Genomic DNA, 23,220 nt, shown 5'->3' on the forward strand with positions numbered 1-23,220 from the left:
GAAACAGCAAGGGGATAGAAGGCAGCGACAACCAACTCCCCCACTATGCCCAAAGTGCTGCGATGTTTCGCGCAAAGCGCGAAACAGCACTGGGGCAGCAGAAGGCCACAATCAGCTAGCCCTCCATGCCCAAAGTGGCGCGTGGTTTCGCGGCCACGCCGCGAAACAGCGACCGGGACAAGGCACCCCCACAGCCACGTCCTTCATTCAGCCCCACAATCCGAGGACGTAGTCGTAGCAGGATCTGAGGGCTGACCTTCGCGGACGTCCTCGGACATGAAAGAACCCCCGCTGCACACTGAACTGCGCCCCAATTCTTGGACGGGCTAATAAGCGGCCTACGCCGCACATAGGGACTGATTCCGGAATTCCTCCGGGGTCAGTCCCTTCAGTTTAACCTGCCTCCTTCTCGTGTTCCAATGGATGATGTATTCGTCCAGGTCTCTCTTGAAGTCTTCGAAGCAAGGCCATTTTCTTCCGCGAAAGAACTCGTCCTTCATATGGCCGAACACCTGCTCCGTCGCGCCGTTGTCGATGCAGTTGCCCTTCCGGGACATGCTCTGCACCACGCCGGCCTCCTCCAGCCGCTTGCACCACCCGGCCTGCTGGTACTGCCAGCCCATGTCCGAGTGCAGGACCGGCCTGGAGCCCTCGGGCATCTTGGACACGAGCTGGTCGAGCAGCTCGTGCTGCTGGGCCATGTTGGGATGCAGCGACGTGGACCAGGCGACGATCTCCTTGCTGCCGAAATCGTAGACCGGCGCGAAGTAGGCCTTGCCCCAGGGCTGCTTGAACTCGGTGACGTCGGTGCCCATCTTCTCCCACGGCCCGTCGGCGGCGAAGTCCCTGCCGATGACGTTCTCGAAGGTCTTTCCGACCTTGCCCCTGTACGAGTTGTACCTGTGGTAGTCGGTCTCGCGGCGGATCCCGCAGCTGATGCCCATCTCGCGCATCATCTTCAGCGTCGTCTTGTCGGCTATGCGCACGCCCTGCTCGGCGCGCAGGCACATGGCGATCTGCCTGTGGCCGCACCCGTTGGCGGTGCGCGAGAATATCTCGGCGGCGGCCTCCCAGAGCTCGGGCCTGGTGGGAGCCTTCGGGTGCGACAGCGCGTAGTAGTAGCTCGACCTCGCCAGGCCGGCGCACTCGAGCAGGTCGGCGAGGGGGTATTGCCCTGAAAGCCCGCTCACGACCGCGGCCTTCTCGCCGTTCGAGAGCGTTTCTCCGCCTTCAGGGCGATCGATTTTTTTAGGTAGGCGTTCTCCGCCTCGAGCCTCTTGATCCTGCGCTCGAGCTCCTGCTCGCGCGTCGTCTCCCCGGACGGGGAGCCGGACCCCCTCGGCCTCCCCCTGGGCTTTGGCCTGAGCGCCTCCGGGCCCTCCTCCCTGTACGCCTTCAGCCATTTCTTGAAAGGGCTTGGCGAGGCTATCCCGAACTTCTCCATGGCCTCGGGCTTCGTCATGCCATCGTCGACGACCGCCCTGACGGCGGCCAGCTTCGTCTCGAACGAATAGGCGGTGTGCTTCTTTCCCATCATGGCCAGAACCTCGATACCAGCAGACCTGTAGGTGCACAGCCATTCTCTCACGGTTTCCTCCGGCATCCCGAGAAGGGCCGCGATCGCCGTGCGGCCGTGCCCCCCGTCGTGCAGCTCTGCCGCTCGCAGTCTCATCCCGACGTCGTACAAAGCGTTTCCAGCCATAAAAAAGCCTCCCATTTCTTGTGTCCAAGAAATGGGAGGCAGTTCACGTAGTGCGCAGCGGGGGTTCTTTCATGTCCGAGGACGTCCGCGAAGGTCAGCCCTCAGATCCTGCGGTGGGAGACCTAAGCCTCGTTGTACACCGTCTTGAGCTTCAGCAGGTGCTGATAGCGATCCATAGCGGCCTGCTCGTTCTCCTTGAAGAGCTCCTCGGCGCGCTCGGGGAAGGAACGCGTCAGCGAAGCGTAACGGGCCTCGTTCATCAGGAACTCCTGATAACCGCCCGCGGGCTCCTTGGAATCGAGCGAGAACTTCTTGCCGGCAGCAGCCTCGGGGTTGAAGCGGAAGAGGTTCCAGTAACCGCACTCGACAGCCTTCTTCATCTCGGCCTGGCAGTTCTGCATGCCGCCCTTCTTGATGGAGTGCATCTCGCAGGGGCTGTAGCCGATGATGAGGGACGGGCCGTCGTAGGCCTCGGCCTCGTGGATGGCCTTGAGGGTCTGAGCCGGGTTGGCGCCCATGGCAACCTGTGCCACGTAGACGTAGCCGTAGCTCATGGCAATCTCGGCCAGAGACTTCTTCTTGGTCACCTTACCGGCGGCGGCGAACTGAGCGACCTGGCCCAAGTTCGAGGCCTTGGAGGCCTGACCACCGGTGTTGGAGTAAACCTCGGTGTCGAAGACGAAGACGTTGACGTTGTGGCCGGAAGCCAGGACGTGGTCCAGGCCACCGAAGCCGATGTCGTAGGCCCAGCCGTCGCCGCCGAAGATCCAGAAGGACTTCTTGGTGAGGTAAGCCTTGTCGGCGAGGATCGCCTTGGAAGCGTCGCAGCCGCACTTCTCGAGCTCGGCAACGTAGGCAGCGGCAGCGGTCTTGGAGGCCTCGGCGTCGTTGACGGAGTCAATCCAAGCCTGGCCGGCAGCCTTGAGCTCGTCGGACGGACCATCGGCGGCGATGATGTCCTGGGTAGCGGCAATCAGCTTGTGCTGAACAGCCTCATAGCCCACGGCCATGCCCAGACCGTGCTCGGCATTGTCCTCGAACAGGGAGTTGTTCCACGCCGGGCCGTGGCCGTCCTTGTCCTTGCAGTAAGGAGCGGTGGCAGCGGGGTTGCCCCAAATGGAGGAGCAGCCGGTGGCGTTGGAGATGAACATGCGGTCGCCGGCGACCTGGGTCACCAGACGTGCATAGGCGGTCTCGGCGCAGCCGGCGCAGGAGCCAGAGAACTCCAGGTAGGGCTGCTTAAACTGGCTGCCCTTGACGTTGGCCGCGATGAGCTCCTTCTTCTCGGAGACGTTCTCGACCATGTAGTCCCAAACGGGCTGCTGGTCCATCTCCTGCTCGGTGGGAACCATCTCGAGGGCGCCCTTGGGGCAGACCTTGACGCAGTTGGTGCAGCCCATGCAGTCGAGCGGGGACACGGCCATGGTGAACTTCATGCCCTTGGCCTTGGGGCCCATGGCGTCGAGCGTGCGGGTAGCCTCGGGCGCGGCGGCAGCTTCGTCCTCGGTCATCGCGAACGGACGGATGGTGGCATGCGGGCACACATAGGCGCACTGGTTGCACTGGATGCACTTGGTCTCGTCCCAGTGAGGAACGACCACGGCGACGCCGCGCTTCTCGTATGCGGAGGCGCCCAGCTCAAACTGGCCGTCGGCGCAATCGACAAAGGCGGAAACGGGCAGGCTGTCGCCATCCATGCGATCGATGGGCTCGAGCAGGTTCTTGACCTGCTGGGCGATGGCGGACTTGGTCTCCTCGGAGAGCTCGACGGGAGCGGCGTCCTCGGCGGTAGCCCAGTCGGCCGGAACCTCGAACTTACGGAAAGCGGTAGCGCCGGCATCGATGGCCTTGTGGTTGGCGTCGACGATAGCCTGGCCCTTCTTCATGTAGGACTTGGTAGCCGCGTCCTTCATGTACTGCAGGGCGTCCTCGGCGGGCAGGACCTTGGCCAGCGCGAAGAAGGCGGACTGGAGCACCGTGTTGGTGCGCTTGCCCATGCCGACCTTAGCGGCCAGGTCGATAGCGTCGATCAGGTAGACGTTGACGTTGTTGTTCGCGATGTAGCGCTTGGCCACGGCGGGCATGTGCTCGGCGAACTCCTCGTCGCTCCACTGGCAGTTGACCAGGAAGGTGCCGCCCGGCTTGACGTCGCGGACCATCTTGAAGCCCTTAACGATGTAGCTGGGGTTGTGGCAGGCGACAAAATCGGCCTTGGTCACGTAGTACGGCGAACGAATCGGGGAATCACCAAAGCGCAGATGCGAGACGGTGACGCCGCCGGTCTTCTTGGAGTCGTACTGGAAGTAGGCCTGGACGTACTTGTCGGTGTGGTCGCCGATGATCTTGATCGAGTTCTTGTTGGCGCCGACGGTACCGTCGCCACCCAGACCCCAGAACTTGCACTCGATGGTGCCAGGGGCTGCGGTGTTGGGCGCATCCTCGGCCTCGGGCAGGCTCAGGTTGGTCACGTCATCGACAATGCCGATGGTGAACTCGCGCTTGGGCTCGTCCTTCTTGAGCTCCTCGAAGACAGCAAAGGCGGACGCGGGAGGCGTGTCCTTGCTGCCCAGGCCATAACGGCCGCCGACGACCTTGATGCCCGTCTTGCCGGCCTCGCAGAGAGCGGAGACGACGTCCTGGTAGAGCGGCTCGCCGATGGAACCCGGCTCCTTGGTACGGTCCATGACGGCGATCTTCTGGACGGTCTCGGGGAGAACGTCGACGAAGTGCTTGATGGAGAACGGACGGAACAGACGAACCTTGACCAGGCCGACCTTCTCGCCGTGAGCGTTGAGGTAGTCGATGACTTCCTCAAGCACGTCGCAGAAGGAGCCCATGCACACGACGACGCGATCGGCATCGGGAGCGCCGTAGTAGTTGAACAGGCCGTAATCGGTGCCGAGCTTCTCGTTGATCTTCTTCATGTAGCCCTCGACGACGGCGGGAAGCTCGTCGTAGACCTTGTTGCAGGCCTCACGGTTCTGGAAGAAGATATCGCCGTTCTCGTGGCTACCGCGGGTGTGCGGGTGCTCAGGGTTGAGCGCGTGATCGCGGAAAGCCTGGACGGCGTCCATGTCGCACATCTCGGCCAGATCCTTGTAGTCCCACATGGCGACCTTCTGGATCTCGTGGCTGGTGCGGAAGCCGTCGAAGAAGTTAAGGAACGGGGTCTTGCCCTCGATGGCGGCAAGGTGAGCCACCGGCGAGAGGTCCATGACCTCCTGGACGTTGCCCTCAGCGAGCATGGCGAAGCCGGTCTGACGACAAGCCATGACGTCGGAGTGATCGCCAAAGATGTTCAGGGCGTGGGAAGCGACGCAACGCGCGGAGACGTGGAAGACGCCCGGGAGCTGCTCGCCCGCGATCTTGTACATGTTCGGGATCATCAGGAGCAGGCCCTGAGAAGCCGTGTAGGTGGTGGTCAGAGCACCGGCGCCCAGCGAACCGTGAACAGTACCAGCTGCACCCGCCTCGGACTCCATCTCGACGACCTTGACCGGGGTGCCGAAGATGTTCTTGCGACCCTGGGCCGCCCACTGGTCGACATGGTCGGCCATCGGGCTGGACGGCGTAATGGGATAGATTCCCGCTACCTCGGTGTACGCATACGAAACATATGCGGCCGCCTCGTTGCCGTCCATAGACTTAAACTTACGCGCCATATACCCCTCTCCTCTCATATAGGTATACAGGCCCCGGCGATCGCCGGGATATTGGCGTGATGGGATTTTCGCTGTTGCTTCCAATCATCTGGCAGGCAGACTGAGCAGCAGGTACATGGCGTGGAGAGAAGGCATGCCGAGGCGAGGAGGGCTGCACGCACTCCACAGGCCCAGCTGCCCGTCTTGCACATGACCGGGCGCCGCAAAGGCCGCATACCGGATGCTCCCGGGCACGCCCCGGCGATGGGAAGCGCCCGCAACGGAAATCCGCATGCGGGTTTATTGTACCCCGCCGCCAAGCCATATTTCGGCAAATATAGGTGGGCGGTAAAGGTTTACCTCGGGTGACCGCCAAGGGTCAAAATGATTCCTTCGTCCCCAGGCGATCAGCCCCGGCGTGCCAAGGAGTGTCCCGGGGTGCCGGCAGAAAAGGAACGTCCCTGTCTGCCGGCTAGAGGGCGCCGAGGAGGATGGCGTAGGTGGTGGATTCGCCGAGTTTGAGTTCGTCGCCGGGATTGAGCTGGGCGGAGCGGCCGGGCTCCACCTGGGTGCAGACGCTCGTGGCCCCGTTTACTACCACTGTGCCGTTGGTTGACGACAGGTCCTCGACGTGCCAGGCATTTTGAGCATCGCACCAGATATGGGCATGGCGAGCCGAGACATCGTCGCCGACGTCGGTGATGTCGCCCTCCCCCGTGGCCAGCGCGCCGATCTCGACGCCCTCCTCGCTCGGTTGAATCCAGCGCGGAGCGCTCACCACGTAGCCGTTTTGCACGCACAGCAGTCCCAGCGGATGCGCCGGCGCGACCTCGTGCTCGCCCGCGACCGAAGATGTGCTCAGCGAGCGCGGCGTCGACGTGTCGCCGCCACGGGTCGCATGAGCGCGGCGGCTCGCCCGACTTGGAACTAAGGCGGGCGTGAGAGCAAACGGCATAGGGAACGAATCTTGCGGATGTACTCCTCGACGTCAGGCAGGTAAGCCCCACGAAGTCACCGGGGAGGCCCAAGCGGCCCGGCACCACTTCCAGATTCTGACCAGGGCGAGTCGTTCGCCGGTGGCTGAAGGCTCGCTCCCACCCAAAAGGGGAGATTCGCGTTGTTCCCCAATCGCTCTCGCATCTTTCATTTTGCTCGAGGTGGGCTATAAAAACTTTCCTGGTGAAAGGCGGCGATTGGTTTCCTTTCTTTCTAGAGGAGCGCGCCTGTAATCTGTTTTCATCCTAAATCAAGTTAAGATCGGACCTTCCAGAGGCAAGTCGACTCAAACTGCGAGGCTCCATGTTGGAATAAAGAGCGCTGTCGAAGTGCCAACAACACAAAGCTTGCCAGTCTCAAATAGAACCTTTTGGGAGTCCGATTGGGCCGCACACCGAATCCCCGCTGGTGGTTTTTTATAGCTGCGCAACAATAAACAAGGTTAGTGCCAGTCCAGCATGAAATTGAGGAACGTATGCATTTTTTCTCAGTAAGTGATCGTCGTTACTGCTTCGATGAGGTCACTCGCAATTGCTTTCAGGTTGACCAAGCATCAGAAGATGCGCTTCGCATATTTGAAGCATCGGGAAGAACGGTCAACTCGAAGTTGCTAACAAAGTCACTTGCTGCGAAAGGCTACGACCAAACGACCATAGCAGAACTTGAAGACGACATTGATGAGTATCAACGATTGTCTGAGCGGACTTTCTTAACAAAAGACACGCCTCGAAAACTTAGATCCATCGAACTCCACGTTTCACATGCATGCAACCTTGGTTGTAGTTACTGTTTTGCCGGTAAAGGAGATTATGGAACGTCTCCTCTGCTGATGACAGACGAGATAGCCTTCAAGGCGGTCGACTACCTCGTCGCAAGTTCATCGGAAAACGAAACGCTTGCGATCGTCTTTTTTGGTGGGGAACCCATGATTAACGAGCCGCTGATATGGAAAACGGTCGACTATTCAAAAAGAATATACCCCAATAGAAACTTTACCTATTCTATTACGACCAACGGAACGCTTTTGAATGACACTGCTGTGAATTCTTTCAAGGAGCACGGGTTTTCTGTTCTGATTAGTCTCGATGGTACAGGATGCAAGCACGATGCATCGCGCCCGTACAAGACGGGAGGCGGCTCTTTCTCCGATATCGACAAAAACGTTCGTCGTTTTTCCGAGTCGTTCCCCTTCGGCGCAAGAGCGACCTTAACAAATAATAACTGTAACCTTGTTGAAGACTATCTTCAGTTTAAAGAGATGGGCTTCAGAAGGATTTACTTCTCGCCCGTGAGCTCATTCGATGAGAATATCAAACTCGACGAACACTCATTAAACAAAATCAGGGCGGGCCTAATAGATTTGGCGGATCAATATCTCAAACAGATTGATCAAGGGGAAAAGCCCTTGTTTAGAACATTGAAAACTGCAGTTGATTTGATTATGAGCAACAGGATCGCCTTTGTCGGATGCGGGGCTGGCAGGCGTTTTATTTCCGTGACTCCCGAAGGGGACGTATACCCCTGTCACAGGTTTGTCGGGATGATGCGATTCAAAATGGGCAACATCGTCACCGGAATTGACGAAACTAGGTATATTGAAAACTGGAGTCAGGGTGTCGAAAAAAGAATTGACTGTACGGACTGTTGGGCTCGGTCTTTCTGTGGTGGGGGCTGTAGCTGGGAGGCTGCAGACGAGCACGGCTACTTGCCCAAGAGTCTACACCCTGCATCATGTGAATATAGAAAAATGTGCTACGAGATGGCTTTTGACCTTATTTCCCGCCACTCATCTTCGCAGGAGAAAAATCAACGAGAAGCTACTGTATCGGAATAAGCGGTTCAGCGCATTGCTGTCACCATTGTGGAGGTGTTCGTTCTTCTGATTACCGTCTGCGAAGCTTATTGCTACGTTCGCCGAAACCATTCTAGAAATATGGTGAACTAGACATCTTGGTTTGTTATACACAATATTGAGGTTTTTCTGCACTCAAAGGGAGGTAGTCGTGAAGCATATTCATCCGATTAATCTAGGAAGTGGCGACGAGGCAGGCGTGAAGCCGATGTCTTTTGACTGCCTCTTGGGCATTACTGACATCTGTACTGTTTATGATAAAGCAGATGGCTGTGGTGCATACGATTACTGCGACTATGACATGGATGGCGGCAGCATCTGCGTTGTAGATCACTGTGGCATTGATCAAACGTAGTCTCTAATTGGATTAAGGTGAGGAGCTGTTATGAAGCATATCCATCCTGTTGGTTCAAATGAACATCCTCCCGTTGAGCCTTGTTGTCTTGGAGTTGATATATGCAATTTTTACGACATCGCCGAGTGCCCTGTTGCGGATTGGTGCTATGTCGATAAAGAATCAAGCTGTGTTTTGCCAGCAGATTGGTGCGATCCAGTTGACGAGTAGTTTTGTGGCTAGGAACTATTTGGTCCAATTCAGAATAAGATGGGAACAAATACCAAAATCTCGTGTCTGGGAGGAGTTATGCCATTATTGCAAGGTCTCGTTGGATTAGCCTTTATACTTGCGTTATATCTGGCACCTTTTTTAATTCTATTCTTCATTATCCGACTCTTTCTTCGGAGAAAATAGGAGTGTCACGCAAACATTAGCGTAGCTTTCTTCCAATATGAGCCGAGCATTGGCAAGTGGAATAAGAAGCCCGACCGTTCGCCACATGAAAGTGATCGGACGGGCTTCTCTATTTAACCCGGGCCGCCACCCATAGCGGCTTTCCAAGCGTATTCTCAGTGCAAAGCAATCGTCAGTTTAATCCTATGCGCTGATACCGCATTTCATTTGTTCGGCTCGAATTCTACGGCCTGGCAACCCTCGCACTCTCCGGCAAATGGATTGAACGCGAAGGCAGAGATGATGTGTGCGTGGACATCGAGGCTGCTGTAGGCAACATACTGGGACATGGACCCCCGCTGCGCGTGGTATGCGGCCCGGCATATTCATTGCCGTCCAACCCCGTGTAGTTGCAGCAAAGGGTGGAACCTCAATGCTCAGCTCATGTTGTCCGTGGGACACGAGAATCGTAAGTACACTTTGGTGCGATTCTCACGCTGATACTGAGCCACCTGGAATAAGATACGTCGCGACAACACTTCGCTTCACCTCTGTCTCGACAAGATGACGTAGACTAAAGTTTCCTTTAGTAAGAGAACGAGAACTATATCTGAAAGCGTTGCGATGGCGTGAAGGCACCGAGTCCGAACCGCCTGAATGCTACGTGCATCTGCATCGCCTTTTTGTTATCTCTGCCAGTTGGGTAGCACTACACTTGTCATCATTTACCCTGGTACATGCTGCCTAAATCCACTACCCCTTCTACCGCGCCGACCATCTCGTCATCGTGAGAGACAACGATGATCAGCTGGCTTTGCTTGTTGCGCTTAACATAGGCCGCAAGCTCGGCGCGGCTTACAGCGTCTAACCCAGTCGTGGGCTCGTCGAGTACCAAAACTGACGACTTGCGTGAAATCGCCGACCATAAGTACACTCGGCGCAGCTCACCGCCCGAAAGCGCGGAGCAACGTTTCCCGAGCAACTCCTTCACGCTGTTTTCCAGCGAAAGTAGGCCATCTACACCCCGGTGATAGGAAGAAAAGGGCGTGTCGAAATACTCTAACAGCTCTTTCACCGTTTCGTCCGGCGCGAAGCACGACTGTGGGCAGCACGATATCTCTCTCGCACGTATGTAATCCAAGTCGCATTCTTCGATTGGCACGCCGTTGTATTTTACTTTGCCTTTCGATGAGTATAGCCCGAGCATCAAGTAAAGAAGTGACGTCTTGCCTCTTCCGTTTTCCCCAACTATGCAATATGTACCAGGACCGGAAAACTTGAAAGAAAACCCGCCGAGGACCTCTCGGACAGATCCGTCTGGAAGGGCAACCGAGAATTCCAAATCAGATACCGAAATGTCATTTATTTCATCGAGTTTAGCTAAATCGGTCCGATTCCACCCCGATCTCTCCTTTTCTCTCGTCGCGATAGCCGTCCTATCCCATGATGCTTTGGCATCTTGATAGGATTTGAACAATGACATCATACTTTTCAAAGTCTTAAAGAGAACCGCGAAGTATGTACCGATGATAGTGTACTCGCCTATTGACATAGTTCCGTTAATGATTCGTACTCCGGAAACAACAAGTATCACCGCTTGAAACAACGCTGCGAAAAGACCATCGAGCGATGTCAGAGAATATGATAGCTTTCCGGAGCGCAAAACTTTGGGAAAATAGCTCTTAAACCCAGCGTCGAGCGCTTGTTCGCTCTTGCCGTACGAAGATGTCAGTTGAATGTTGAGAATCTGATTAAGCTGCGATGCAATTGCGGCGTAAAAGGCGCTGTCCGCCTCTTTCTTCTCATACGTGATCCTATACAAAAGTTTCCTCAACCCAGTAATTACACAGAAATACACGATGAGGAGAATGATGGAAAACACCGCGAGAGTTGAATCAATTGACCATATGATAAGCAATACGATGGGAATGGCTACAATGGACAGCGGCGCACTGATAAAATTCGCCAAAACGAAGGATGAGACCACGCTGGAGTCGGAAATAATCCGTTGCGTTGTATAGGCTGGATCGATGGTCCGACTCACCAAGTAATCGTCTCTTTCAAAACGCAAGACGGCCTCCCTGAGAAGATCAAAGGAAAGTCTCGTGGTTATGCGAATGGAAAGTGTTCCTGCAAAATAAGTAAAGAGGGTGGAGAAAACTCCTATTGACGCAACCAGGAGCGCGAAGAGTACGGCGTCTCTTTCGCTGCGGTTACCGAGAAGAAAATCTAAGAATTTCCCGTTCACGTATGGCATGGCATAGGAGAGAGCGGTTCCAATCACCGTGATAGCAATGAAGACGAAAGCCCCTTTTGCTCTGATGAACCTCGAGAGAACGCATCGAATCAAGGAAGGCCCCAATCTACCCGCCACAAAACATCAATCACTGATACCTTACACCTCAACACAACAGGAGCGAAGATTTGCCAATGAGACTGCTTTAAGATTGCCTTGGGCCAATACGATCTCAAGCTCTTCCTACAAGAGAGTCGGAATCGGACATCTCCTCCGACGAACCTGGCAATCGGGCGGTTAAAATATCTTTTTCAACCGCCCGATTGCCACAATAGATTTGAGCATCCGCCCACAAACGTCCGCGTTTTATACCCATCAAATCCTTTGCCTTTTGTCGTCTAGACTAGAAAAATCGCTCGAAATAACGCAACCGGCCTGCTCGCTTGAAGAAACCTAAGCCCGTAACGTAGATGTGCAAACTTCCGAAACGCCTTGCGCGGCATAGTGCGTATAAACTTCGTCAACCGCCTCAGAAATAACTGAGTATCGCGCCGGGTCAAAAGCATACGATGTCGCAGCTATACCCTGCACCCATTCGGAACGCGGATTAATTGAATAGCCACACAGCATCATCATACATGCATCTAGACCTGATTTCCCAAGTATCCGACGTATTGATGAGAGCATCGCGGGTCGCCCCTGCACCATCGTCGTCACCCCTATTAGCAGTATTTACCGTTTTTCTCTAAATGCGTATCGCCACCCTTAAGAATACGAAGTGTTTTATCCAGACCCGATTGTCCTCCATCTCAAACGAAGGGATAAGGAATCTCATCCGGAATCGGCAGTAACGGAGGATTCACAACGACAAGCGAAAAACATGAGTCATCTCTCAGAGGGGAGTAAAGGCTCCCCTCAAGCACCCTAGTTTCGTCATCCAAAGAGTTGATGGCAGTGTTTTTCTTACAAAGGTCGACAACAAAAGGGTTGATTTCTACAGATGTTACATCCATGCCACAGTTGGTAAGTATCAGGCCCTGTATTCTGGGGCCAGAACACAAATCGAGAGCCTTCCGTGCGCTCTGCGGTGTAAGGCGCCAATCTCAGCAAATCTGTCCCACAATACTGCGCTGAAGAACAACACGGAACCCCTGAGCCAAACTCCCCTATACCTTATTAAGGCTAAGACAGGCAAGTTCACGCACCCGGCATATTCCAGAATAACATCCTATTGTTTTAGATGCTCTACAAGCATGAACAGCCGCGAATCGGAAAGATCTTCTAGTTTCGCCCCGACTGACCGCCAAGGGCCAAAATGGCCTCTCCATCCCCAGGCGACCGGCTCTGGCGCGCCGAGGAGTGTCCCTAAGTGCCGGCAGAAAAGGAACGTCCTTAACTGCCGGCTAGAGGGCACCGAAGAGGATGGCATAGGTAGTGGATTCGCCGAGCTTGAGCTCGTCGCCGGGATTGAGCTGGGCGGAACGGCCGGGCTCGACCTGAATGCAAACGCGCGTGGCCCCGTTTACCACCACGGTTCCGTTGGTGGACGACAAGTCCTCGACGTGCCAGATATTTTGAGCATCGCACCAGATATGGGCATGGCGGGCCGAGACATCGTCGCCGACGTCGGTAATATCGCCCTCACCAGTGGCCAGCGCGCCAATCTCAACACCCTGCTCACTCGGCTGAATCCAGCGCGGGGCGCTCACGACAAAACTGTTTTGCACGCGCAGCAAGCCCAAAGGGTGCGCCGGGGCGGGTTCGCGTTCGCCCGCAGTCAGCGACATGCCAAGCGAACGCGGCGTGGATGTGCCTCCGCCGCAGGTCGCGTTCGCGTAGTCGATGGCATAGTTCACCGAGGACCGCACATCCGCCGAACAACCGACGGCGACAAACAGCACCAGCACGACCTCGGCGCGCTCGGCGGGCATGAGTTCCGCCGCCTGGGACAGGCGATCGAGCGCGTTGCGATAGAGATTCGTGTCCTGGTGGCACTCTTCGAGCGCGCGTACCATCGGTTCACCTGCAGGACCGCACACCATATTGATTACAGCCGTGGAGTCCATGGGATTGCGCTGGCGCAGGGCCAGTTGCGACATAATACGCGCAGCCGAGGTACCGTATTCGGCAAAGTAGCGCTGCTGAAGCGTGCCGACCGGCGCGCGAACGATAAAGCGGGAAACCCAAGAGCGATCGGCGGCTCGGCTCTGCGGGCTGCGGCCGTCGGCGAGCGGACGGGACGAAAGCACCAAGCCGCACAGCTCGATATGGCTCAGATGCGCTGCGCGCTTAAAGATGTCAAACATGGCCCCGCATGGGGTGAGCTCAACTTGAGATGCCATGACCTAGGCCTCCTTGGTCGTAGAAATAGAATCGGACGATACTTCGACAGGTCCGCCAAAAGTACGGACAGCTGCGGCTCCACCGGCAAGCGGAGTCGCCATCTGGGCTTTTGTGCGTCGCGGTGCCGAAACGGGAAGTTCAAAGGCAAAGCCCATCGCAAGCAAAAACCACGTAAGCGTATAGGTTGCAACCAGAGCGGCAACAAGGCCGCCCATCACGGCGCGTTGGGAAAATACGCTACATGCAGCCACAACCAGCACCGGAACCTCGCAGGCAGAAAGCGCAAGCACACCCTGCAGGAAGCCCGAGCGCCGATCGCGCGCAAGTGCCCCCGCGGCAACGCCGGCTATGCCTGGCAGCGCCAACGCCAGTGCGGCAATAATACCCGGTAGCGACCCAGACCACACGAGCGATCCCAAAGTCGCCGTCACGCGAGCGCCCGACGCCAGCAGCGCGGCCGAAACCACGACCACAGCCCAAACCACGCCACAGACGACCGTCGCGCCGACCATCAGCGCGCGACGAACCGCGCGGCCAGACGCATCCATGGGGCACGGCGTGAGCGGCTCGCCGCGGAGCGAACGACCGACATTTTGCGCATAGTGGTCACAAAACGCCGAGAGCGCCGCCTCGACCGCCGCCGGCTCGGGACGATCTTTTTGATGGCTGGACAGACAGGCCATCACCACGTCGAACAGCTGGGCATCGACAAACGCCAGCGCATCGCGTAGCTCCTCGGAATCCGGCTCAAGCCCCAGCTGCTGGGCCTGCTCGGCCGCAGCGAGCGCCACATCGGGCTCACGACGAAGCAGCTGAGTCAAATCGCAACCGGGCGCATGGGCACCAATGGGATAGTCGGGCAGCGTGTCCATCTTGAGACGGTAGGGGCTGGCGATGTCGCGCGTCTTTTTGCGCGAACCCGAGGTGCCCGAAGTGCTCGGCGCGGCTTCGTATGGCGCGGCGCCGGCAATGAGCTCGTAAACCGTGCTTGCTGCGGCATAGACGTCGATCGCCGGCGACATACGCAAAGCGCGCAGGTCGGGAATATCGTCGGTGAGCATCTCGGGCGGGGCATAGGCAACCGTCGCGCGACGCAGCGTGGCATAGCGCTCCGTAAACGACGCCTTGCCGCCGGTACCGGCCACGGCCGACGCAGGCTCAAGCGCCAGCGACGAGCCAAAGTCGATCAGGCACAGGTCAAAGGTGCCCTCGGCAAGCTGCCGGTCAAGCGGTAGACGCGCCGTACGCACCATAATATTAGCGGGCGAGATATCGCGATGGACAAAGCCCTCGCCCACCAGGCTCATACGGCAGAGCAGATCGAACAGGTCGCGACCCAGACGCGCCGCCACAAGCGGCGATAGGCGGCCGGCATCGTCCACGGCAAAGCGCGAGCGCAAGCGGGCGAGCGTCTCGCCCTCGACCCATTCCATGACAATTGCAGGCACACCGTCGACCTCGCCCCAGCCATAGAGGCGGGGAAAGCCCTTAAGGCCCGAAAGGGCGCGATGGCATTCGTATTCCTCGCGAAACGCCGCTTTGAACTTGGCGACCAGCGCCTCATGGGCGGCGGCATCGTCAAACTCATCGCACGTTGGCAAGATGAGCTGCTTGAGTGCCACGGCCTCGCCTTGGGCGTTGACGGCACGCGTCACGCGGCCGATACCGCCACGGCGCATGGTGGCATCGTCGGCAAACAGTATCGTAAAACGACGCAGATAGGCAGGCAGTTCGTCCTGACCGAGCGCAATGGCCGGCTCAAACCCGTCGACACGCGCCAGGCGCAGGCCGACCATGGGATCGCGACCGAGCGATTGTGGTGTGGTGGATGCAAGATCGGTCATCATAGGGCAAGCGCCGCCACGTTATTGTTGAAGTTACCGAGCGCGACGTCATCATCGCCGTAATGGCCGACCCATTGACATAGGTTGGTGTAACAGCCCCACAGATTGGCATACTGCTGATACCACTTTGACCGGGGCGAGAATGTCTGACGACCGAACTCGGCTCGAATGACAAACATCTCCCCGACCAGGCTGTCGCACGGCCTGGGATCTCCCGTAGAGTTATAGGTCGAGACCACGTCATTGGCACGAGAAACATAGCCGTCGAGCATGTTGTACTTGGTCACAAGCCAGCTGTGAATGCTCTCTTCCTCAGCAGCGGAAAGGCCACCGGAGTTTGCATCGTTGTCAGTGTTGCCGCCCGTCGAGCCGCCGTTTCCAGACCCTCCGGCAGAGGAACCCGACCCAGAGCCACCGCCCGAACTCGACGAATCCGAGCCGGAGCCAGAAGTATCCGAGCTACCGGGCTTTCCGGACTGCTGGGCGTCCTGCTCCTTCTGCTGCTCGACCTTATTCACCGTTGCCGCCACGCTATTGTTGGACAACCGATCGATGATCTTGGTGTTGGTGAGCACGATGGTTTTGCCATTGGCAAGCGTGACTTCGTTGTCCGGGGCCTCGGCGCCGTCCGCGTCGCCGGTGCCAAACACAATATGCGCGACCACACTTGCCCAAGCATATCCAGTCGTGGTCCCCAGGTCACTTTTGACCTCATGCCCCACGCGCGGTTCGCGTGCGGCATGTGCCTGCATCATGGACGGCACGGTCATGCCATAGGCAGAAACGCCAGCTATGACCAGCACCAGCGAGCAAGACAGCAGTGCGTACGCCCGCGGCGCCAAGCCCAGTCGGCGTCGCATGCGCACCGCGGCGCCGCGCTTTGTCTGAGTGCCACCGGGCCGCATGCGTTCTCCTCCAACAAAAACACGCCGCTCGGGAGCGGCGCATTCATTCGAATCCATATTTGAGTGTATCAGCGAACCCAAAAGGCTGCGCAACGAATGGGCAAATTAAGGATGCGAGTGGAAGCATCCATGCGATAAGCGGATACAAAGCATCTTTGTTGCACAACAAACTTACAGTCGCACGGGGAAATTATGGCTACCCCGTGCGTCGCGATGAAGACATACGGCAGGAGCAGGCTCGCCACCTAAATCGTGCGACGGGCCTCGATGGCGCGCCCAAGCGTAAGCTCGTCGGCATACTCCAGGTCGCCGCCCACGGGAAGGCCGCTCGCCAGACGCGATACCTCAACGCCCAGCGGCTTGATAGTGCGGGCCAGGTAGCTCGCCGTGGTCTCGCCCTCGATATTGGGGTTGGTGGCGATGATGACCTCGTGGATGTCCTCGTGGCCCAAGCGTGCCAGCAGCTCACGAATGTGCAACTGCTCGGGACCAATCTTGTCCATGGGACTGATCACGCCGCCCAATACGTGGTAGAGACCGTGGTAGCTGCCCGTGCGCTCAATCGCCTGGACATCGCGCGGCTCGCCCACCACGCAAATGCGAGTGGTATCGCGCATCGAATCCTGGCAGATGGAGCACTCGTCGGCCGTGGCGTAGTTAAAGCAGCGGCTGCAAAAGTGAACCTCCTGCTTAACCTCCAGGATAGCCTCGGCCAGGCGGCGCGCCTCCTCGGCATCGGCCTCGAGCAGGTAATAGGCGATGCGCTGGGCCGACTTGGGACCAATGCCCGGCAGACGGCCCAGCTCATCGAGCAATTTTTGCAGACTATGGTTGGCACTCATATATATGCGTGTCTTAGAACGGCATGCCCGGGATGTTGAGGCCGCCGGTGATGGCGCCCATCTGCTTGTTGGCGAGCTCGTTGACACCGCGGACGGCCTCGTTGACGGCAGCCATGATCATGTCCTGCAGCATATCGACGTCCTCGGGATCGAGGGCATCGGGGTCGATGGTGAGGTTGACGAGCTCCATCTCGCCGTTAACGGTCACCTTGACCATGCCGCCGCCGGCAGAGGCGTCGACGGTCTGGGACTTAAGGTTTTCCTGCGCGGCGGCAAGCTGCTCCTGCATCTTGCGAGCCTGCTTCATCATTTGCTGCATGTTCATACCGGCCATGATGGCTCCTTTACGTGCGGCCGCGCGACAAGCTGCAAGGGCAGCCGGAGCGCGACGGGACTTTCAAACTCAAAAATCGTACCACGGCGCGGGGCAAGCAAGCGGGGCGGACACGCTACCTCAGTCGATATACATGTCCTTGAGCGTGACGCACGCCCAAGATTATGCAAGGTCGAATTATGCAAGGTTGCATAATATCGCATACTCAATCTAGTAGAGCCGAATCCGGCATTTCATGTGTGCCACTAAATAGCTAAATGCCAAACCGCTGCTCGAGGCGGAGCACATGGCGGCAGGGTATAATTTGATTGTCATAGATTGCAATTTGGAGGTGCCCCATGAATGCCCCCGACGCGCTCCAAAACATCCGCTCAAAACACCCCGTTGCATATGTGGTTCTCTATCTCTTTGTCGGCTGGGCATTGCTGGTTGTCATCACCCATGCCATAGCTTTTGGAGCAGAACTGCTGATAGCCAGCTCGGACCAGCCCGTCGTCAAATGGGAGACGACCGATGAATGCACCGACGGAACCCGAACCATTTACTACAACAGCCCGTCCCTCTACCAAGAGTTCAAGGTCAAGATAAAGGACTCCAAGATTGTCGATGCCGAACTGGGCTCTTTATTTACAATCGGAGCAACCGTCAACGCCGAGCAAGTCGAGTACACGGACGGCCATGCGACGTATCGTATCGACCTCAGCATCCTAGGCCGACCGTCACGCGCTTGTCTGCTCGAATGCGATATACGCGGCACCACACTACACATGTCCGAAATACAGATGCGCCCGGACAAAAGAAAGTGATATATGGCCGAGTCGGAAGAGACTAGGCATAGACTCGTCCGCCTTCGTAGGCAAAACGCAGGATGAGCGGGGCATTGTTACGCACGAAATCATCGAGTTCTTTGAGGTCCGCTTCGCTAAAGCCCTCATGTGACACCCAATTGAATGCCGGCAAGATACACTCCGCCGCGTCAAAACCCCAATCGCGCGGGCGCTCCACAACGACCTTCACTGTGTTGTCCTCACGGACTTCGGAATACGAAACTTGCGTATCGTCCTCGAGGCGGACATATTCCCACATCATAAGCTCGCTCCGTTCAAAGAAGTCTCTTCCTGAGCAGTATACCCGCCCGTACAGCTACTCCACCGGCTTGAAGATGGTGGCCTGACCGAAGACGCTGCGGATGAGGTCTTTGGCCTCGTCCTCGGTCTGCGGGATGCTCGGGGCTGCGCCCTGATGGCCGAAGGGGCTGCCCGCACCGGGGTTGGACTCCCAGGGAGCCGCGGGGGCGTCGTCGCTTGCGGGGGCCGCGGGTGCCTCCGCAGCGGGCTTGGGCGCGGGCGTCGCACCCGGCACGTCGAACGGAGGCAGATCGTCCCCGCTCGCATCGCCAGCGAAGCCGCCGACCATGGCGTCGTCGTAGGGCACCTGCTCGGATTCCCACGGCGCGGACTGCGCGACAGGCTGAGCCTTCGGGGCAGCCGAGCGCTCGGGCGCACGGGGTGCGGGCTCGGTCGGGAGCTTACCCGTGGCAGGAGCGCCGGCGGGGTTGTCGGAGCGTAGCCAGGGGGCTTTGCCCAGGTCAGACGACTTGGGCGCGGGCGAGACGGGCTTGGGCGCGGGTGTCGGAGCAGCCGGTTTGGGTGCCGCGGGCTTAGGCGCCGACGGGGTCGATGCCGCTACCGGCGCCGCTTGCTGCTGCGGCGCGCTGGCGCTCGAGGATACAGGGGCCGCCGAGGACACGGGTTGCGGGTCCGCAGATGCCGCAGCCCGTGCAGATGGAGAATGCTCCTCATGTTGAGGAGCCGGCGTGCCACCCCCACCCAGGACATAGTCGACGGTACGACGACCGAAGACCGCGCAGACCGTCGGCAGGACCACCGACTGCGTATCGGCGCGACCGAGCATCTTAATGGCAAAAGTCGAACCCGCGGGGAACGAGACCCTGAGCTTGGAGCCGTCGTCGGCCGTGGCGCGGGCGTTGAGCAAAAGCCCTGCGTAGGAAGCCTGACGCGCCTTGACACGCTCGACAACCTCGGCCCATTTGCGCTGCAGCTCTCCGGCGTCCTCGACCGCGGAGGTCTCGGCAGCACCGGCGGCGGCAACCTGGGCGGCGTTGTTGGACTGGGGCTTAGGTGCCGGAGCGGTGGCAGGCGCGGGGGCCGCAACGGGCTGAGGCGTCGGAGTCGGCGCAGGCTGAGCAGCCGGAACAGCAGCACCACGGTCCCAAGGCATACCGCCCTGGCGCGCGGACGTAGCAGCGGGGGCAGCGGATGCCGCCGGAGCGGCAGCACGAGCGCCCGAAATGAGCGTCGGCTGTTGGGCAGCAGCGGGTACGGATGCTGCAGGCGCGGCGGCCTGAGCAGCAGCCACGCTCGCCGGCACCGCGGCATTGGCAACCATGGCCTCCAGGCGTGCCACGCGCTCGGCCAATGCCTCAATCGTTAAATCAGCCTCGGGACGTACCAGACGCGTACAGGCAATCTCGAGCACCAGGCGCACGTCGCTCGCGCCCCTCATCTCCAGTGCGGCATCGTCGAGCACCGTCAGCACGCGGGCCAGGCGGTCGGCAGGATGCTCGCCAAAGGCAGCGGCCTCGGCAGCAAGCGCCTCGGCCTGCTCGGAGCCGCCCTCAAACAGCTCGGCACGGGCACCGGCAACGCAGGCAACGTACACGTCACGCACATGCGCTACCAGGTCGCGCGTCAGCTCCAGCAGGTCGTTTCCTTCCTCGACCTGCGCACGGATCAGTCCATAGAGCTCGGCAACATCACGATCGGCAATGGCGCGGGAAAACTCGCCCAGAATCTGGTCCGAAACCTCGCCCAAAAGCGAGCGGGCATCGTCCGCATGCACAGCGCCGTTGCCAAAAACGCTCAGCTGTTCCAGCGTGGACAACGCGTCGCGCATGCCGCCCTTTGCATGGCGCGCCACGATGGCGAGCGCCTCGTCGTCGTAATCGAATCCCTCCTGCTCGCACACGTAGGACAGTCGATGCGCAATATCCTCGTTGCCGATGCGATGGAAATCGAAACGCTGGCAGCGTGAGAGGATGGTCTCCAGAATCTTTTGCGGGTCGGTGGTGCACAGCACAAAGATCACGTGTGCCGGCGGCTCCTCAAGCGTCTTGAGCAGCGCGTTGAACGCCGCCGTCGTGAGCATGTGGACCTCGTCGATGATATAGATCTTGTACTTGCCGCGCACCGGGGCAAAGTTGACGGAGTTGATGATCTCCTCGCGCACGTTGTCCACGCCGGTACGGCTTGCGGCATCGAGCTCGTAGACATCGGGGTGGTTGCCCTCGGCAATGAGCTCGCACTCCTCGCAAGCACCGTCGGGCATGCAGCCGCTTGCACCCTCGGCGCGCGCCGCCTCGGCATTGCGGCACAGCAGCGCCTTGGCCAGAATGCGCGCCATGGTGGTCTTGCCCGTGCCGCGCGGTCCGCAGAACAGGTAGGCGTGGGACAGGCGCCCCTCGGTGATGGCGTGCTCGAGCGTCGAGACGATATGCTGCTGGCCCACCACGGAGTCGAAGGTGAGCGGGCGATACTTTCGGTACAACGATTCCATGGGTGCTCCCCCGGGTATACTGAGTCTTGTTGCCGCGGCGGCCATGCGGTCGCACGGCATACTGCATTCCATAATAACCCGTACGGCGAGTCCGCCGCGATAGGAGTCCAAAGAGCATGGCAGACGCAGAGAGCAACCTCATTCCCTCCGAAGCAGCCGACCAGGTCGAGGTCGCGCTCGAGGCGCAGGCCGCGGCCGATGACGGCATTCTGTACCTCAACGAGTATCAGTACGAAAACGACCTCGTCACCGACTTCGCCCGCCTGGTCGCCTCGCCCAGGCGTCGCGGCTCGCTGTATGTCGCCGCGGCAATTGCCGCGCTCATCGGCATCGGCATGCTGGTGGCCGGCGGCAACTGGATCAAGTTTGGCGTCGTGCTGATCGTATTCGGCGCCTTTTTGGCCTGGTGGAGCAAGAACCTTCACCACACGCTCGCCCGCGACTTTATCGACGCCGTCGAGGCCGACGAGTCCATGGGCGGCCGCTATCGCCGCGTCGCCGCCAACGAGGACGGCCTGATGGTTTGGGGCAAGAGCGGCAAGTCGCAGTTCTTCCCGTTTGAGAAGCTCGACCACGTGCTCGACGGCGAGCGCATCTTTGTGGCCATGTTCGCCGACCAGGGCGTGACGATCCCCAAGGACACCTTCGTCCGTGGCGATGCCGAGCAGTTTGGCTCCTTCCTCAAGGCCCGTATCAACAAAAAACTCCGCATCGAGACCAAGAAGAAGAAAATGAAGGCCGAGAAGGCTGCAGCCGAGGCCAAGCAGGGCGACAAGCCCCAGGAGACCAAGGGCAAGCAGCGCAAGCAGAAGAAGAACAAGAAGAAGCGGTAGGCCGGCCGACACCGAAGGCGCCTCGTCCCGCGCCCGATTCCGGGCCGGGGCGCCTGGAATCGGGCGCGCGTACCGCCGATGGACCCGTTTTGCCTAACTCTCGAACTGCTTCACTTCAAACCTTAAGAGCCTTCGCTCCGGCAGATCGGTCATCTTCATCGTGTAAGTCCCGGGAAATGCTTTCTCAAAACGAACGGTCTCGTAACCTTCGAAATAGTCGTTGGTGTTTTGCATCATGAATGGGACGAGCAACTCGTTCTCCGCCCCAACCTGTACAGCAAACGCAGCAGAACCGCCCAGGACCGGCATTGCCTGCGTTATCAGATCGGTATTGACCACAAAGTCATAGTTTGGCGCGTGCTCCGGTACCAAATGCCAAGCATACGTCTTGATGCCGCCTTCGACATTGTCCTTATTCCTGACACGCATCTTTACGGCGATAACACATGTGGTGTCGGCGTCCTTCAATTTCGTTTTCGTATCCACGATGCCATATTTTGAATAATCATCATGCGCACGCTTGAGATACTCGCGCGGCGTGAGCAGCTCCGCCCCGTCTATACAAAACGAATACCCGTCAGTCGCCACATCCTTCGAACCCAGAAACGCCCCATCCATCGAGAGCCATTCGCCCTCCGCATAATATTTCTCAGGAATGACCGTCCGGTTCCCGTTAACGACGCTCACCCTCATGCCCGCAAGGCCGGTAGCAGCACAGCCGAAAAGAGCGAGCACCGCCCTTCTCGTCCACAGGGCCTTCTTCATCGCGCTCACGACCTTTCCCGAACTTTCACAACGGCACCGTCGCGCATGCAGTAAACCCGATCGGCCAGCTCCTCGAGCACCTCTCCGTCATGGCTGGACAGAATAACCTCGCGACCCGTTGAGGCCGCCATCGCCACAACGCGCTTGAGCATTCCAACGCCCGCTTCGTCGAGGGCATTTGTTGGCTCATCGAGAACAAGTAGCTTCGGCTTTTCCATAATTGCCGCAGCTATCCCCAGACGTTGCTTCATCCCAAGCGAATATGCTCGGAACTTCTTTTTTTCGTCTGCATCGAGCCCCACGAGCCGCAGGGCAGAGCGAATGTCCTCGGGAGTGGCAACGCCCTTGATCTGAGCGATGAGCTCCAGATTGTCGTAGCCAGACAGATATCCCAAAAAGGAAGGAGCCTCGATCAACATTCCCAGACTCGGCGGGAACGAGATGTCCGCCCCAAGCCTTTGGCCATCGATAGAGATTTCGCCTTCGGTAGGCTTGATCAATCCGCAGACCGCTCGCATAAGCATGGTCTTACCCGAACCGTTTATCCCCTGAAGTCCGACCACAGTCCCAGGGTCAACCTCGATGGACACGTTGCGCAGAACATCGTTTTTGCCCATGCGC

Annotated in this window: 18 protein-coding genes and 1 pseudogene; 4 read left to right on the forward strand and 15 right to left on the reverse strand. The window is 58.5% G+C overall.

Annotated elements, in window-relative coordinates; all coding sequences use genetic code 11:
- Positions 1-338: 338 nt before the first annotated feature.
- From PMW67_RS05555 to PMW67_RS05570, 4 genes are all read right to left on the reverse strand, one after another.
- Positions 339-1,244, reverse strand: coding sequence for an IS3 family transposase (locus tag PMW67_RS05555; protein WP_233504648.1), 906 nt, complete (start codon positions 1,242-1,244; stop codon positions 339-341).
- Positions 1,187-1,702 (reverse strand): helix-turn-helix domain-containing protein, encoded by a 516-nt coding sequence (locus tag PMW67_RS05560; protein ID WP_271739013.1) that lies wholly within the window; start codon positions 1,700-1,702, stop codon positions 1,187-1,189. Before PMW67_RS05560 ends, PMW67_RS05555 begins: the two co-directional genes overlap by 58 nt.
- A 122-nt stretch (positions 1,703-1,824) precedes the next feature.
- Positions 1,825-5,364 carry a pyruvate:ferredoxin (flavodoxin) oxidoreductase gene (gene nifJ, locus PMW67_RS05565; protein WP_271739014.1) on the reverse strand — a complete coding sequence of 1,180 codons (3,540 nt, stop codon included), beginning with the start codon at positions 5,362-5,364 and terminating at the stop codon, positions 1,825-1,827.
- A gap of 451 nt (positions 5,365-5,815) precedes the next feature.
- Positions 5,816-6,298 carry an FHA domain-containing protein gene (locus PMW67_RS05570; protein WP_271739015.1) on the reverse strand — a complete coding sequence of 161 codons (483 nt, stop codon included), beginning with the start codon at positions 6,296-6,298 and terminating at the stop codon, positions 5,816-5,818.
- Positions 6,299-6,814: 516 nt separating this feature from the next.
- Here PMW67_RS05570 and PMW67_RS05575 point away from each other — a divergent pair.
- Both PMW67_RS05575 and PMW67_RS05580 read left to right on the forward strand, forming a co-directional pair.
- On the forward strand, positions 6,815-8,173 hold the full coding sequence (locus tag PMW67_RS05575) for a radical SAM/SPASM domain-containing protein (protein WP_082421808.1): 1,359 nt from the start codon (positions 6,815-6,817) through the stop codon (positions 8,171-8,173).
- Between the two features lie 169 nt (positions 8,174-8,342).
- Entirely contained in the window at positions 8,343-8,546 is a 204-nt protein-coding gene (locus PMW67_RS05580) for a hypothetical protein (RefSeq protein WP_147357148.1), read from the forward strand.
- Between the two features lie 1,096 nt (positions 8,547-9,642).
- Here PMW67_RS05580 and PMW67_RS05585 read toward each other — a convergent pair.
- From PMW67_RS05585 to PMW67_RS05610, 7 genes and pseudogenes are all read right to left on the reverse strand, one after another.
- Positions 9,643-11,271: an ATP-binding cassette domain-containing protein gene (locus PMW67_RS05585; protein ID WP_271739017.1), complete on the reverse strand. Its 1,629-nt coding sequence runs from the start codon at positions 11,269-11,271 to the stop codon at positions 9,643-9,645.
- Positions 11,272-11,966: 695 nt separating this feature from the next.
- Positions 11,967-12,236, reverse strand: a pseudogene (locus PMW67_RS09775) (methyltransferase); the annotation flags it as partial.
- Between the two features lie 324 nt (positions 12,237-12,560).
- Entirely contained in the window at positions 12,561-13,499 is a 939-nt protein-coding gene (locus tag PMW67_RS05590) for an FHA domain-containing protein (protein ID WP_117584186.1), read from the reverse strand.
- A 3-nt stretch (positions 13,500-13,502) separates the two neighbouring features.
- Positions 13,503-15,347 (reverse strand): serine/threonine protein kinase, encoded by a 1,845-nt coding sequence (locus PMW67_RS05595; RefSeq protein ID WP_117736772.1) that lies wholly within the window; start codon positions 15,345-15,347, stop codon positions 13,503-13,505.
- On the reverse strand, positions 15,344-16,249 hold the full coding sequence (locus PMW67_RS05600; RefSeq protein ID WP_117564927.1) for a hypothetical protein: 906 nt from the start codon (positions 16,247-16,249) through the stop codon (positions 15,344-15,346). Before PMW67_RS05600 ends, PMW67_RS05595 begins: the two co-directional genes overlap by 4 nt.
- Before the next feature lie 245 nt (positions 16,250-16,494).
- Positions 16,495-17,091 (reverse strand): recombination mediator RecR, encoded by a 597-nt coding sequence (gene recR, locus PMW67_RS05605; RefSeq protein WP_089573257.1) that lies wholly within the window; start codon positions 17,089-17,091, stop codon positions 16,495-16,497.
- 13 nt (positions 17,092-17,104) lie between these two features.
- Complete coding sequence (locus tag PMW67_RS05610; protein WP_006235174.1) at positions 17,105-17,425, reverse strand: YbaB/EbfC family nucleoid-associated protein; 321 nt, start codon at positions 17,423-17,425, stop codon at positions 17,105-17,107.
- Between the two features lie 338 nt (positions 17,426-17,763).
- On the opposite strand from PMW67_RS05610, the gene PMW67_RS05615 reads away from it, so the two are divergent.
- A complete protein-coding gene (locus PMW67_RS05615; RefSeq protein ID WP_089573258.1) occupies positions 17,764-18,231 on the forward strand; it encodes a hypothetical protein in 468 nt (155 codons plus the stop codon).
- 22 nt (positions 18,232-18,253) lie between these two features.
- On the opposite strand, the gene PMW67_RS05620 is transcribed toward PMW67_RS05615, so the two are convergent.
- Together PMW67_RS05620 and dnaX are read right to left on the reverse strand one after the other, a co-directional pair.
- A complete protein-coding gene (locus PMW67_RS05620) occupies positions 18,254-18,514 on the reverse strand; it encodes a hypothetical protein (RefSeq protein WP_089573259.1) in 261 nt (86 codons plus the stop codon).
- Positions 18,515-18,568: 54 nt separating this feature from the next.
- A complete protein-coding gene (gene dnaX, locus PMW67_RS05625; protein WP_271739018.1) occupies positions 18,569-21,001 on the reverse strand; it encodes a DNA polymerase III subunit gamma/tau in 2,433 nt (810 codons plus the stop codon).
- Between the two features lie 116 nt (positions 21,002-21,117).
- Between dnaX and PMW67_RS05630 the strand changes: the two genes are divergently transcribed.
- Positions 21,118-21,834: a hypothetical protein gene (locus tag PMW67_RS05630; RefSeq protein WP_271739020.1), complete on the forward strand. Its 717-nt coding sequence runs from the start codon at positions 21,118-21,120 to the stop codon at positions 21,832-21,834.
- 93 nt (positions 21,835-21,927) lie between these two features.
- Here PMW67_RS05630 and PMW67_RS05635 read toward each other — a convergent pair whose 3' ends face one another.
- The gene (locus tag PMW67_RS05635) at positions 21,928-22,599 is read right to left on the reverse strand and encodes a DUF5028 domain-containing protein (protein WP_271739022.1); all 672 of its coding nucleotides are present in this window, start codon (positions 22,597-22,599) and stop codon (positions 21,928-21,930) included.
- A 5-nt stretch (positions 22,600-22,604) separates the two neighbouring features.
- Positions 22,605-23,216, reverse strand: a complete 612-nt coding sequence (locus tag PMW67_RS05640; RefSeq protein WP_271739024.1) for an ATP-binding cassette domain-containing protein — start codon at positions 23,214-23,216, stop codon at positions 22,605-22,607.
- Between the last annotated feature and the right edge of the window lie 4 nt (positions 23,217-23,220).

The sequence above is a fragment of the Collinsella aerofaciens genome (genome assembly GCF_028209395.1).
Lineage (GTDB): Bacteria > Actinomycetota > Coriobacteriia > Coriobacteriales > Coriobacteriaceae > Collinsella > Collinsella aerofaciens_AZ.